6 protein-coding genes and 1 pseudogene are annotated in these 15253 nt (G+C 45.1%); 1 reads left to right on the top strand and 6 read right to left on the bottom strand.

Features of this window, described 5'->3' with window-relative positions:
• From ERD80_RS22655 to ERD80_RS11005, 3 genes and pseudogenes are all read right to left on the bottom strand, one after another.
• A pseudogene (locus ERD80_RS22655) lies at positions 1–226 on the bottom strand (type 1 fimbrial protein); the annotation flags it as partial.
• A 423-nt stretch (positions 227–649) separates the two neighbouring features.
• Positions 650–4306 (bottom strand): transporter substrate-binding domain-containing protein, encoded by a 3657-nt coding sequence (locus tag ERD80_RS11000; RefSeq protein WP_136546910.1) that lies wholly within the window; start codon positions 4304–4306, stop codon positions 650–652.
• A gap of 3 nt (positions 4307–4309) precedes the next feature.
• The gene (locus ERD80_RS11005) at positions 4310–4933 is read right to left on the bottom strand and encodes a response regulator (protein WP_136546912.1); all 624 of its coding nucleotides are present in this window, start codon (positions 4931–4933) and stop codon (positions 4310–4312) included.
• Between the two features lie 2577 nt (positions 4934–7510).
• On the opposite strand from ERD80_RS11005, the gene ERD80_RS11010 reads away from it, so the two are divergent.
• Positions 7511–8353 (top strand): hypothetical protein, encoded by an 843-nt coding sequence (locus tag ERD80_RS11010; RefSeq protein ID WP_136546914.1) that lies wholly within the window; start codon positions 7511–7513, stop codon positions 8351–8353.
• A gap of 465 nt (positions 8354–8818) precedes the next feature.
• Here the strand turns inward: ERD80_RS11010 and ERD80_RS11015 are convergent, their stop codons facing one another.
• From ERD80_RS11015 to ERD80_RS11025, 3 genes are all read right to left on the bottom strand, one after another.
• On the bottom strand, positions 8819–13381 hold the full coding sequence (locus ERD80_RS11015; protein ID WP_136546915.1) for an ATP-binding protein: 4563 nt from the start codon (positions 13379–13381) through the stop codon (positions 8819–8821).
• 637 nt (positions 13382–14018) lie between these two features.
• Positions 14019–14240: a hypothetical protein gene (locus tag ERD80_RS11020; RefSeq protein ID WP_136546917.1), complete on the bottom strand. Its 222-nt coding sequence runs from the start codon at positions 14238–14240 to the stop codon at positions 14019–14021.
• Between the two features lie 412 nt (positions 14241–14652).
• Positions 14653–15253: primase-like DNA-binding domain-containing protein (locus tag ERD80_RS11025; protein ID WP_248295853.1), on the bottom strand; the 601-nt coding region annotated here is incomplete at its 5' end.

Genomic DNA, 15253 nt, shown 5'->3' on the forward strand with positions numbered 1-15253 from the left:
CCGTGGTCAGCGTTCCGGCGCAGTTGCTGAGCGCCATGTTGAATTTGGTGGTGCCGCCGGGTACCCCCGGTGTTGCTAGATCTGCCACACTCAGGGTCGGCAGTCTTACCGTAGCGCTTGGACCTGAACCGTTAACGGAAACGTCACAGGTGGTGGCCGTGAGTTCACCATTAAAGTTAATGGTGCCTGTTGACGCAGCGTAAGTCGTTTTTAATTTTTTATTCACTTAGATATTCCCGTAATTAAATTATCATCAGGAAGAGAAAACGATGTCTGATGGCAGGCAGCACTAACTCATTCCATTTGCAGACAGTCTGAGCTCGGCATTTTTTGTTTGAGGTCTCTGTCTGATGAGATAAATAGTAATGCGGTAGGAAATGAGAAAATATCGGATACCGGGTGGGCTGATGTAGGGAATATCTAATACCTTGTAAGATTAATCTGCGCCATGTAGTCCTATGCCTACGCTAACGCAAGGCCATTATTGTTTCATGTCAGGAGGGACTGTCTTTGCGGGTAATCACTGATGCTAATTACCTGAGTTATCAGCAAATGACTACAGATAAAGGCCGGAGGTCTCATGGCAGTCCGAGTATGTAAAAAGCTACTCACGCTGAGACAGGCTCCGGTCCGGAAAGCAAAAACCGCCTCAGTGTAACGCTTTATCCGGGGCGTTTAACCATGCTTCTATGCTCCGGTTAAGCTCCCATACGGACGCTTGAACGGCCTCCCAGTGCAGATTGATATCTGCATCGACGGCATCACTCAGCAGACAGCTTTTTTCCATCAAACGGCAGTCACCCTCTGCGCGGACGGCCCCGATGATTTGTGCCGCCCCGGAGATACGGTGCATGCACTTTGCCAGTTCGGGCCAGTCCTCAAGTTCGAATAAATCTTCTGCCAGCGCCAGATCTTCCCGATTGCTTGTGAGCGTGACTGACAGCAGCTCGTGTAACATGGACCTGTCGTTGTGCGTGAGCGTGTATAAATCATTTATGTTGAGCAGATGATGGAGAGCGGGTTCAGGTTCAGCAGTAGCTGTAGCGTCTTTATCTATATCGTCAATCTTTTGGAGGCTTTCAGAGGCGTCATCGAGAATCATCTGCAGCTGGGGCAGTTGCAGTGGCTTGAACAGGCAGTCGTCCATACCGGAGGCGATACAGCGGGCACGCTCCTCCGGCCACGCATTTGCCGTCAGACCGAGAACAATGGTATTCCGGTTTTGGTGCTGCCTGATCAATCGTGTCAGTTCAAGACCATCCATGCCCGGCATAGTACAGTCAGTAATCACGACGTCATACTCATCCTTTTGCCAGCATTTCCAGCCCTCTTCACCGTCACTAGCCACCGTAACATCATGCCCCAGATGACTGAGCTGATGTCTGAGCAGCAGACGGTTTGCAGGATGGTCATCAACGGCAAGTATGCGGAGCCTTCGGTGTCTGTCCGGGAGATCCTGCGCAGCAATAGTTTCCGGCTCGCTGCGCGCCATGCGGATAGCTGCCGGCACGGTGAAGGTGACCGTTGTCCCCCGTTCCAGCTGACTCTGCATCTGGATATTTCCGCCCATCATGTCGACAAGCTGTGAACAGATGGCCAACCCCAGTCCTGAGCCACTTTGAATGCGTCCGGCACGCGCCTGAACCCAGGGTGAAAAGATATCCTCCTGCTCCTCAGGCGATAATCCTTTGCCCGTATCGCGAACGCTGATGGTGAGGGTTGCATCACCGTCATATCCGGCGTGGACAACATGCAAATCAACATCAATATACCCCCTGTCTGTAAATTTGATAGCGTTACTGACCAGGTTTGACAGCACCTGCCGGAAGCGGAGCGGATCGATGAAGACTTCATAAGGCAATTGCGCAGGCAGTGAGCTTCTGAGTTGAAGACTTTTCTGCCTCGCAAGGCCTTCAAACACACGAACGATCGGTGGGAGGAGGTCCGCGGTTCTGACCCACTCTGGAGTCAGCTCCAACCTCCCGGATTCGATGCGGGCCATGTCAAGAATGTCGCCAATCAGACCCATCAGGCTTCTGGCGGACTCCCATGCTACTTTCACCGTATCATTTTTATCACTCTCAGACTGGCTGGTTTTCACTACCAGCTCAAGCAGACCAATAATGGCACTCACCGGCGTTCTGATTTCATGGCTCATTGTGGCAAGAAAAGTGCTTTTTGCACGGTTAGCCTGCTCTGCCCGTTCGCGCGCCTCAAACAGTTCACGGTTGAGCTCTTCCTGTTCAGTCATATCCAGCCAAGTGCAGATAAAGCCGTCCGGCATCCCGGAACCATCTGTAAAAGTCACGGCGTAGTGCAGTATGTTTCTGAACCTTTCGCCGTCATAGATACGTTCATGGCTGATAAGCGGCTGAAATGCATCTCCCGATTCGCTGACCTGACGGGTGACGTTGCTCCAGAGTGAATGAAGAGGGTGAATGTACTGATTTAATGTCTGCCCGGTAAACGCATGTTCTGGCTGACCAAAAAAATCACTGAGCGATTTATTACACAAGCGCAGGTTGCCCCCCAGATCAGTGACGTAAACGGGTAAAGGCAGGGTACCGATCAGGGTTTCGTTAAATTTCAGCTGACTATGCAGGCGGCTCTGCGCTTTTTTTCTGGCCACTATTTCCCTTCGCATATAGAAAATCCATATCAGAGAAGTCAGCAGAATGATGGTAGCCACCCCAATAACGAGCCAGAACTGCTTACGGTAAAGCTCCCATGTATTCAGGCGTACGTCCGGGCGGGTCTGCCATTTTTTTATGATGTCGTTTATGTCTGAGGGTGAAATATTCTCCAGCGCCTTGTTGAGTATACCCAGCAGCTCCGGCTGAGTACGGTTAACTGCAAAGCCTATCTGACCATCGGCTGCATCAAAACTCCCCGCAATTTTTAACTGCCCCCCGAAATACCGATTGATCATGTAGCTGGCGCCAAACAGATTATGGATCGCAATATCCGCTTTATCTTCAACCACGTCCTGCATGGCAACACTGGCATTAGGGGTTTCCACGAACTTAATGCCGGGATGACGTGCCTGTATTACAGAAAACAGCGGATTACCCTTTACCAGTGCAATACGAAGGCCTGATTTATCATCCGGCATATCCCTGTTTGCTCGAATGATTTCAACAAACGGAGATTTAAAATAGGGGCGTGAAAACAGAAGCCTGTCGTTACGATCTTCGCTGTAACTGAGCGCCCCGATAAAGAGGGTTTCCCCACGGTCAAGCTGCGTCTGCATGGCTTCGAGCGACCTGGCCGCAACGGGGATAAACTCAATTCCGGTTCTCTGGCTGATCAGTTTTAATATGTCAGCCGTCACGCCGTAAAAGTTATCGCCGGCGTCGGTCATCGTGAAAGGGGCATAGAAGGCATTCACTGATACTCTGACCTGAGGATGGCGCTGGATCCATTTTCGCTCCTGTTCGTTCAGGTCAATGTGTTTACGTAAACGCCATATATCTGCCTCTTCACTCCACTGCTGCATAATAATTTGCGACTGCGCAGAGGGGATTGCGTTCAACGCGGCGTTCAATGTCCTTAAAAGAATTTTATCATAGCGCGACACAATGAAGCGGGTTCCCGTATCCCGTTCGGGATAGACGGTCTGATATTCCAGATGGTTGGGATAGTTACGCTCCAGTAGATAAGACGTAGTGACGAGGTTACCGATAAAAAAATCATTCTTTTTAAAGGCTACGGATGCCAGTGCTTCTTCATCCGTATCAAAATGCACGATGCGCGCGCCGGGGAAATTATTACTTATCCAGTCGTCATCCACATACCATCGGGCTATTGCCAGACGCATACCAGGCTGATAGGTGAAATTTTCACCGGTTGCGAGTTTCGGATGAACCAGTACCGGGTGATCGCTGACAAACCGATTTGAATAGATGAAATCACCATCGAAGGGCCATCTTTTTCCTGAAGCATCAAGCATCAGGTCAACCTCATGATGGCTCATTGCTTTATAGGCGGCATCCTGAGAGGGGTAGCTGATGACCTTCACTCGCACACCAAGGTAGCTCGCGGTGAGCATCAAATAATCTGAGGCAATACCCTCAAATTTCCCGTCCTGAGTAAACATACTGATGGGCGGTATTTCAGGCTGCCAGACAGCAACTTTCAGTTCTCTTTTCTGCCCCAGCCATCGCCAGTCCTCGTCAGTGATAGAAAACGAGCGGGGATCGTATTGCTCCCGGCTCAGAATTTGCAATGGCTGTGGTGAAAGATTAGCCGCAGCGACCGAAGGCAGTAAGGCGATCGAAGCCCATAAAATAATGAGGAAAAATTTCAAATTTCAGTCCAGGTTGTTTCGGCGCGCAAAGTCGATGAGTTCAACCTGATTGACCAGGTTAAGTTTAGTAAGAATGCGGGTTTTATAAGTGCTGACGGTTTTGTTGCTGATGTGCATCTTGGCTGCGATATCAATGACTTTTTCACCTCTTGCAAGATACTGCAGAACCTGCACTTCCCGGTTCGAAAGCGACCTGACAATCTGCGTTTCCTGAGAAAGAGACTGAGACCGGTTAGATTCTCCTCGGTTTAATGGAAAATAACCGTAGCCGCGCAATACCGCGCGCGCAGCATCGCCCAGTTCTTCCAGATTATTTTTTTTCCCGACGAAACCATCTGCGCCGGTTGCCTTACAACGGCTGAGATAGTGTTCATCATCACGGGCTGTCAGAACGAGTATTCCTCCGCAGTAACCACTGATTCTGAGCTTTTCAATGAGTTCTACACCGCCTAGTCCCGGAATATCGAGATCCACAGTTATCATGTCCGGTTCAAGTTGCCTGACCAGCTTCATAGCCTCGAACCCTTCGCCTGCTTCAGCAATGATGGTGTGTCCGTCTTTTTCAAGCAGCATACGCACCGCAAGACGGGCAACCGGATGATCGTCAATTATCAGTATGTTTGCCATGGTTACCCCAATTTCAGACAGCAGGTTTAAAATAATTTAACAACTCGTATCAGTATGAACAATCAGAAAGCGCGCTGACTTTTTTGCAATTGTAGTCCTTATACTACAAGCCCACCTCCCCCGATGCGGGCAAAAAATTAACGCATAACTTCATGCCAGTAGCCCCCATGATCAGCTCACGATAAACATTTTTGTCGAAGTATGTAATCATTTTCCTACGAAGAGGGTGATGAGATCTTATTTATTAATTTCACTTAAAAAGCAAAAATACATGGATTCATTAATAAGATCAGGAAATTGAAATGAGAACTACTAATGTATTGAAAAACCCTAATTACAGTAGTGAAAAAAAATCTCGAAATGAGCTGCGATCACTGGTGTGGATCGCGATGCTGACGTGCTGTTGTGCCATCTGGATGCTCGCTACCCTCCTTATAACGCTTTATTTGTAGTCATCCGCAGCGTTTGCCGGATGCGATGTGTGTTCGGAGCACTCACTAAAATGGTTCCTCTGATGGAGAAAAAAATGTGAATTAGAAAGAGAAAGGATTGTACGAAGTCATAGACCAGTCATTAGACATTAAAGTAATTTAAGTTCATCTCCTATTCGCCGATAATTACAATGACGTTGACGGGAGATAAACATTTAAAAAGACATTCGGAATTGCACTCTTTTCGACCCTGTTGCGCTTTGCAGTAGATTCCTTTGCTAGGAGCGATAATGCTGACGCAGCGTCAGCAAGCGGGAGAATAAGTTTTGCAGGAGCTATTGCTACTCCAACATGTAAAATCTATAACAACCAGCTCAGACTTACGATAGATTGCCCGGACAGCGTCCGGCACAGTCAGAAGCTGGTATTGACTGATACGCAGGGCACTCACCGAACAGCTGATGGACTAAGAACTATTTCGTTTAAATGGCTGAACATAACCAGAAGCGCCGAGAGCGTTACAGTAACTTTTGTTTGAACACAGTGCTGATTCGACACTGACCTGCTCTCTTCAAGGCTTCACCTGAAACTATGCGTCCAGAGCAGCCCAAAGGCGCTGCCCCCCTTATTTCTTCGACTTCATCTGTCTACTTTTGGTGGTGTCATAAAATCCCATCTCCTCTGCGATCTCAAAAATGCACCAGTGAAAGGCACAACTAGTGGTTTAAATTTGACCAGGCAGCTCAATCTGGCAGGTGAAAACCAATTTTATTCTTTATTTTCATAAGATTACAAACTGGTCTAATGACACCCCTGAAAAAAAAGTGTACAGGTGATCTTGGGAATTAATCATAATTATCAATAACTTAAGCGACATGCCGCCGCCACCATGAAAATGCAAAAATCAGCCGTTTTCCGCGGGGCCGCCGCCTCGTGGACGTGGTACCCCTCCGGGAGGACCCGCTCATTACTCCCTGCCCTGACACTGCCACAATAATCGGCCATCATCTGCCCGGCTGATTGGCCAGAAGTGAAAGCCGTGCCTGCAGAACAAAACTCCAGGGCAGTCGCAATGACTTCCCAATAAGGGCAAACATTCGGCCACAGCCTAAGTCTTTGATTTGTCCGAGACCGTCACTTTGACCTCTTTATGAAGAGAGTGCAGTCAGGTCAATTGATGAATAACGCTCTGATTTTATTACGAGTGGTCACAGTGACCACCAGCGTCCTGACGCTCAATCCGCCCCCCTTTTTGAAGACTACCCGGTTCTTCGGCCAGGCACAGAGCATGTAAGCTGTTGTTTATTTCATCCACCCTCACTTTAAGGATACCGGTCGTGCTCCTCCGTGAATTCTTTTTTATAGCGTTAGAGACTGTCCGAGATTTCGCTGACGCTTGCACGCTCAGCCATCATTTGGCTGGTTCCTCAGGAGGTAATGGTTTCGTCCGAATGAGGTTTTACCCAAAAAGTGCAAAACCCCAGGCAGCGGCATTACCTCACATTTTGCTAACGCTTAACTGGAACTTAAGTCGTTGATTTTTCCATTCACCGTCACTTTGGCCCCGCCAGGGATGGTGTCGACGGAATACTCGATTAATAACACTCTGATTTCAGTATCGGGGGTACTAGCGGCCTCTCGCCTGACTCACTATCGTGCCCATAGTATGAAGATGAGCCCGATATGGAGCATGCCTCAGGCTTGAATCGTTACCATGACTCGTAACTAGTTGAAAGGAATACAAGTCCTCATTTTGAGGCTGTCCACCAGCCTCACTTCCAAATATTACCAGCGCAACAATTCTTTATGCGTACACTTAAAACGGACAACATCAGTCTGACTAACTGATTTGTAGAACTATAGCTACCTTATCCTGCCTTCAGGCTTTATGTCCGCTATCAGCGAGGAGCGGAAATCCGCAATAGGTATAATAACTAACTAAGGCATTATTAACATTCCTTTTTTAATCATCAAGTTACTAATGGATTTTATTCCTATCTCCTCCCTGAACGCGTAGCACTACTGAAATGTCACGTCCTCTTACGATTCTGATTTCTTCTCATTGATTTATATAAAATTTTAGTGCATATAAAACATTAATGCTAAGATGTTCCAAATTTCATTATCATATTTAAGAGGACCTGTTGTGAGTAAAAAACCAAGAGTACTCAAAGTTGGATCAAATTATATAATTTCGCACACTATTGAAAATTGGTCTTGTGAATCCAATAATAAACAAAAAATTAACTTCATAACTCGTTCAAATACACCGTTGATGTGTATAGACTTGAAACAAGATAAGTGTGTATTATTGCAGGAATCTATAGATACCAAAATGGGAAATAAAAAAATTTCCTTATCTAGGCCGAATGAAATATCCTTATCAATGCATATTGCTAATAATTCCCTTAAAAAGTCACAAGAACTTAGGAAATCAATCATCCAAAAAATAGGAAAAGATAAAAGCAAAAATTTTTTTGAAAATGATGTTGTTGAAATTTATGATTACTTAGAGGAAGTTCAAAAAGTAATAGTTTTCAGCTACAAAGCTATAGAGGCAATGTGTAACTCAGCCATACCAGATGATTATGTACATAAGAAATCCTCAAACAAAAATGGAGTTATTGAAGTTTATGACAAACTAGGGATTGAACGATGGGTATCTACTACCGAAAAAGTTTCCAAAATACTCCCGGATATTTATCGCTGCGCATCTCCTACACAAAAGCCATTCTGGAGTCATTTTAAAAAACTAGAGGGATTAAGAAATGAGATTATTCATAGTAAATCCAGTTCTTCCTCCCAAGTACTGTCCGAATTACTGTCTAGTGATATCGATAAGTACATTAGATCTTGTGAGGGCTTACTAAAATTCTTCTTTGAAAAAGACAAAGAAAATCCTTTATTTCCCTTAATACCAGGTGTTACTGAAATGGTAAGTACTGAAATGGAAGATATGGAAGAGTACTTTACAAATATCGAAAACTAAATCTTTCATAAAAATTCTTGCCGGCTCTATCATTAATAAGTCATTGTTTATGAAATATAAATTCATTATGCAGGTAAATATAAGGCAGTGATATTGGCGCAATACGCCCATTTTGTAAGTCGGGCAAGGGAAGTGTCTTCGACAAGCCCTTTCTGCAATGGAGTAGATAATGTCCGCTTCTGGCACAAAGCGGACGTTCAGCATGCATTTTTACCAAGTACCAATATCGCCATAGTCAGTATGCGGAAGCATATAACCCTCACTCGCCCCACTTTCGTATGCCCCCATGCTCCACACCTATTTTTGAGAGTACCTGCTTAGTCCAGTGCTGAAGCGGGTTTGAGCACGGCCTCCACTTTCTGGGTGTATACAGGAAAAAAGTGATGGCAAAAGGGGTATCGCCCTAACTGCCCCACCGGTCTACCCCACTAACTTGAAAGCTTTAATGCAGTTAGTTTGAGGCCGCTATGGCCGCTCTGCTGCTTTTAACCATTTGTCTATACCCTGAACCCCTATCGACAATAACTTGTCTTGTAAGGCCACAACGCGCTGTAACATTGTGCCATTATCCGACTCTTCTCTTTCTTCTGCCTCGGTAAACAAACGTGTCATTAGCTGAGTTAAATTACTGTTATGATCATACATTAATTGGCCGCTGTAGCGGACATAGTCCAGATAAATTTCGGTTGAAGTTAATGCCTGGTCCGGAAATTGTTGTGAAATAGCGTTTAGCCATTCATCAAAGCTGAAAAGCCGATGATATTTTTCCGTCTCACTACAATCTTTTTTAAAAGCAGAGAAGCAGAGTTGAACGATAGTTTCAGGTATCAAAATCACACCTTCTTTATCATTGAAAATCTGATCCACTTGTTGTGCTACTACTATTGAATGCTCTTTTCGTGTATTCAAACCCCTTTCAATGCCTGATAAACACTGTTCTCGATGTTGTTGAAGATTATCAATATTTGTCCAGACAGTAGTCGCCCCTAACCAGGCTTCAGATAAATCTAGCTTGTTTAACTCTCTGATTAAGTCTTCAAAGTTGATGTGTCCTGAAAGGGCTGATAATGCCGAAATACGGCCCCACGTTTGAAAGTCCTCTTCACTTCCAGAAAGACGAATCTCTTTTAAAAAAGGTTCAATGACTTTAAAATGAGAGGAATAAGCATGATAGAGACATGGCTCGGCGTATTGCCACAACCCTAGAGAATCTTGCATCGTTAAATGGAATATTTCCCATCCTAACTCAAATGATTTGTACTGTACAAAGGGTAAATGTCTGAGCAACAAAGCTCGTAAAGCAGGATGTTCCTGAATCGCAAAACGGTGTATAGCCGAGACCAGTATGGGAGGAAGTGAGTAGCCATTCTCAAGTAAGTTGTTAGCAAGAATCATAAAAGCTTCAATTACTTTCCCTTGAATCATATTGATGCCCGTCGTTATCAAATCACGACTATTACCTACAAGTGACCTCTCTTCATCAAGCTCCGCAAAGTCATTACCTAGTAACACAAGCCTTTCTACTGTTTTGTCATCCTGAATCACGTTCGCACATGCTTCAAGTACTTCAGCTGTAGCTGCTTGTCGTTGCCAATGTGTAGGATGCTTTTCAAGCTCATCCAGGATCTGCACTGCAAGATAATGAGCGTCAGGTTCTTCTAAAGGATTCCATTCACCGTTGGGACTGAGATTGCCATAGCGATAATTAAGGTATCGAGCGACCCCACACAAAAGGTTGTCTCGGAAATGGCCGGGGATAAGTGACCAGTTTATAGATAGTAAGCTCAAGAAACGAGAAGGCTGAAGAGAGACGGCGGTCTGTAATTCGCCACCTACTTCACGTACACCTCCAATTAAGAAATCAATATCATTACGATCTATGTTGTTTCTATAATGGTTTAATAATTTCAATACACCTGCATCACTAACTTCTACGAAAACCTTATAGGAGAATGGTGGTCTGACAAAGCCGCTGTTGGGAAAAACTTTAGGGCGCCCAAGTTCCATTACTGATTTCTGATAATATTCATCCATTACCATTTGAAGAGCTGGTGAACGAAGGTAGCTAGGGATTGAAAAGATGAACTCTGCCTGAGAATAAAGCCTCCATGTCGTGGATTCGCCTGGACCGATTTGAGAATTTATATTTATGATTGTCTCCATAACCGCATCCTGCACAACATCAGATAAGGATGTGAAAGCCACACTAATAAGCTCACTTAATTCATAAGTAAGTTGGAATTCAAGCATGTTTCGATCACATAACATGCGGCCTATGAGATCGGTATTTTTATCAACTGACTCTTTACAAGCCAAAACAGCCATATAGACCAGAGCTCCTTCGCTATTGAAACAAAGACGTTCACGGTTTTTTTGCCACCATTGTGAGTGAGATTTAGCATTAAAGATAATTCCAGTTTCAACAGCATCAAGCAACACACTCAAACTATTAGGAGAATGCATCACTCTGGGGCTGTGTTTACGACCATAGGATGTATCCCGGAGAAATTCCTCTTGATAACCTAAATATTCATTGTTGTAGCGCAGAACACGTACTCTGCTCCAATGCTCAATGGCCTCTAGGGCTAATCCCAAAAGGCCACTTGATTGTTGCATTCGACCGCTAAGGAATTCATGGGTCTGGCTTCCAAACTCATCGTATTTACAGCGTAGCTTATGATCGAATTTATATTCTTTAAGATCATCATCAGTTAATGCTTCCGTGATATAAGCCCATAGTTCAGCATCGCTAAGAACTCCTGCAGATACACAATTAGCAAAGACTCGGCCAAGAGAACCATAATCAGCTCTCTGCTTAGTGAGCAGCTTTTTAAGTAATGGTGCAGCCAAGATTTGATTTTTCTCTTCAATTTGAGAAAGATGAATAGCCAATTGGTATTCAACCTCATTACTGTCAAACCACGATAGCGCAAGAGAGTTCATCCAGAATTCTACAACCCCAGCCGTATCAAGATTAACCCACATTGTAACCCGATGGATATGCTTTAACAGACCATCAGAATTCTTGGTCGTTATTAGATGAGGTACCAAAAACTTCATCCAGAAGTGGTGCCAATCTACAGATGCTCCTGTAAAGTAAATTACTTGAAAAACATCAAGATGCTTATCATGTAATTCACGTAACATTGACCAGTCATCATCCTGAGGAGGATGTTCAGTAAACGATTCTGCTGCTAGTCGCCTTATATGAAAAGCGGCACTGCCCATTAATACGGTTCTAAGCTGCTTCCTAAATTGACGGCGGTCACCCAAATTTAATTGAGCAATGAAACAGCGGATACTTGGCCTTACAAAGGGTACTGGCGACAAGCTGTTAATAAATTCATTGAGTGTGATACCACTCCTTAAGGCTTGGCTAATGACAAGGGCATCCATCAAAGTTTGATGACCAAAGGTCAATTTACCATCCTGAGATTGCTGCAATATATTAAGACTACATAGTTTTCTTTGAATATTATAAGATGCCTGAAAACGCTGATGAGGCACTGTTAAACTTCGCAAATGAAGCATTTCGGTCGCAAGCACCTCTATTGCTATTATCGCAGCATCCCCTAAATCACTATCAGCGAGTACAATCTTATTGAGATAGCGCTGTCCGAGTGCCTGGCTGGTCACCACACTAAATCCGCCATCTCTTAAAGCGAGTTCAACATAGAGCGCTAATTCACGCGGATTACTAATCAGCTCACGTGTTGCCGCATCAATATTCGCAGCCTCAATGCCTAAACTGTCCAGTAATGGTGCAATATTACTAACCCATTTCAATGGTTGACACTTTAATTCGCAATCCCAATTTCTTTCAGCTATCCGACGGTCATAATGTCTGTCGAAGTCGCGGCAAGCGGTTACAACAGTTATACTTGGAATTAAAAGAAGCCGATCAATTTGAGCAAGAAAATATTGTAGCACCCGATGTTCACGAGCAATTGATAATACATCCAAAGAATCAATAATAACAACCACGCGTGTACTTTCAGCCAGTCTTGCTGCTTTCTCAACCCACAGCTGCGTTAATCCCTGAGCATGCCGCTCTTCTAACGTATCAAAATCGGCAAATTCACGTGACTGAATAAACAGAGGTACGATGTCTGAACGGTTTTCTAATACTTCTTGCAATTCAAGCATAATACATGTTTTTCCTGATCCGGGGAGCCCGGTGAGCAGGATGGAGGATTTTTCTGCTTCAATGGCAGTTAGCAGCTCATCGAGGATAGGACTCTCAATTCGTTGCCCAGCAATATCTCGTTGCCATGACCTGCCAATGGCTGAAGTGCTAGAGAAGGAATGGCGTAATTCTGCAATTTCGATTGGAGGGACTAATATCGAGCCAGCCTGCTGAACAATGTTTAGAAGCTCATTTTTTGTTAATCGGTGCATTGCAGCTGTAGACGAGCTCCCTCCCCCTAATCGTGCCCCTAACCGTTCAATGCTTAACCAGAGCGCATGGAATGCATGCTGATGGTTACTCACCATGTTACGTAAACGTTCTAAGAGTTGCCGTTCCATCTGATCAAGATCATCAGTGGTGACAAAATTAGTTCGACATAAGAATTCAAACTCGTCAAGGTTGGATGTGACCTTTTGTATCCGGCTGGCCAGCGTGCTGTTCAACTTAGTGTGCGCAATCCCCAAACTCTTAATATAGCTACTTTCATCTGATTGCGAAGTGCTATGCTCTTTGAGTTTTGCTAAATCGCCAAAATTATTGCGTGAGTAGAATCGGACATTAACTTTTGGGTTAATTGCCAAAAGTTGAAAAGCTTTATCCAGTTCATCGCCAAGATCAGACATTGTCCAACTTTTGAACTCTGGGTGATTTTTCTTACATTGACAGGCAATGATACTGCCATCACTTCTGCCCACTACTACATCATCAACAAAGTAATTTATCGAGTCGACTTCAATCCATTCGAAGTCTGGATCAGATAATACAAATAAAGCCCAATCAATAGCGACTAAAGTTTGATATCCATCACCGCGGTTGGAACGTATACCTGCAATGCTCATTATTTATTCCCTCTTAGAGGGTCTTCCTCCCTCTAGGTTACATTCCGTTAACTGCGTCAAATGGGGCATGTTGTTTGTCATTTTGCCAAGGGCTAATATGCTAGGTGATATTTTCACTTTCTTAGATTGGCCTCGCGACGCTACACTTTCAGTTTGAGTGAGGAAAATAGTAATATGCAATAGTGTTTTGCGATCTTCTACTCTAAAACGCGATGTTTAACAAAATTTGACTCAGCGATGTTGGCCTCTAAGCACGAAGCGGACGTTCAGCAGGGATTTTTATCAAGTGACTAGTGGCTCCAGGTAGGTATGAGAAAGCACCTGACAGGTCACCTGTCACTCATTACTCCCCACTTGCTACCCACCTGTTTTTTTCAAAACCCTGCTCAGCCCAGTACTGATGCGGGTTTCAGAGATTCGCCCCACATTCTGGTTGTATACAGGAAAAAAGTGGGTAGTGTGGGGTCCCGCACCCCACCTTGCCCACCACCTCCCCACTTTTATGATGAGAATGGAGCGTAAGGTGATCACCGTTCTGGATAACCAGACCATCATCAGTCAGCTTCTGCAGCCAGCAGGTAAAGTGCCTGGTATTAATCCCTATTGCTTCAAGGTCGTCGCGTAAAATCATTTTTGTTCATGCCTCCCGGCTGGCAAGACGACTACGAATAGCCTGCCAGAGTGCCATATGATTTCCTGTAATATTCGATACGCCCGCCAGTTCTGGTTCGCGCTCATCAGCCTCCCGGGCTACATCCCGCATGGCTGGAGAATGAATTTCCTCCCCTTCTTCATCCGTAAACAGCTTTACTGGCTGTAGGTCGTATGCCCGGCGCTTCGGCTCTCCAACGTCTTTCATCTTGGTGCAGGTGAGAATGAAGGCGATTTATTCACCCTCTTAATTGTCGGACACATAAAGAGCAGCGATTTTTGTTTTGAAACGCACGAAAAAAAAGAATAGTACTTTAACTCTCCACCTCTCCACTTTTTGCTTTTTTTACTTTATTTTCATACTTTTAATGGGTGGAGAGTTGTTATTCAAGTGTCCACTACTCTCCACCCATTCCTCAGACTCTCCACCTGTTCTTTCTGCATTTCAGAAGGAAGGTGGAGACTGTCCACTCTGACTCTCCACCCCTTAACTCTTTGTTTTAAAATATATAAATAAATAATGGGTGGAGAGTTAATAATTAACTGTCCACCCATTAAGTTATTGTTTTAAAAGTGAAAACCACTAAAGGTGGAGAGTAGTGGACACTTTTTTAATTTATTTATTTTTCCTGTTCTCCGGCAGCAAAAGGTAACCACGCTTCAGCATCCTGGCTGAGCGTGAGGTTAGAGCGCATATGGCCTTTGGTACTTTTCCTGCGAAGATACGCTTTACCATACTCAGCCATGGCCCCGGGCATGTCCGTGCCGAAGCGCGTCAGAGATACCGGCTTGCTCAGCGCGTTCGCCCGCATGTAAGCCATGTAGGCATGATAGAGATAGCGGCGCGGGCTGAACGGAACAATTTCTGCATTCCCGATAAACATGCCGTCACACTGCGTTGAAGCCGTCAGGTAACCGCAGAAATCCACCAGCGAATCGCACTCGCGCTTGATGGCCAGGGCCTCCCCGGACGTCTGCTGTTCAGACAGCAGCTGACGCGCCTCCTGCTGGTCCGTAAAGCGGGTAAGAAGGTGGCGGATGATGACCGGCAGCTCAGCCTCTATCTTTGCCGTCATCAGCGGATCGCGTTCGTCTTCCGGGATGACCCGTGAAAAGTTAAAAATGACCCGGCGCCGCGATATGCCCCCGCTGCGATCGCTGAAGGTCATGGCGTTATTGTTGACGGCCAGAATGACGGCCGGGATGCGCGTGGAGTACGGT

Origin of the sequence: Pantoea sp. R102 (assembly GCF_004916815.1) — a bacterium.
Taxonomy (GTDB): Bacteria; Pseudomonadota; Gammaproteobacteria; order Enterobacterales; family Enterobacteriaceae; genus Pantoea; species Pantoea dispersa.

Bases quoted from the DNA above. Each gene is read 5' to 3' on its own strand.
- ERD80_RS11005 (WP_136546912.1), bottom strand. From the start codon at position 4,933: ATGGCAAACATACTGATAATTGACGATCATCCGGTTGCCCGTCTTGCG.
- ERD80_RS11015 (WP_136546915.1), bottom strand. From the start codon at position 13,381: ATGAGCATTGCAGGTATACGTTCCAACCGCGGTGATGGATATCAAACT.
- ERD80_RS11020 (WP_136546917.1), bottom strand. From the start codon at position 14,240: ATGAAAGACGTTGGAGAGCCGAAGCGCCGGGCATACGACCTACAGCCA.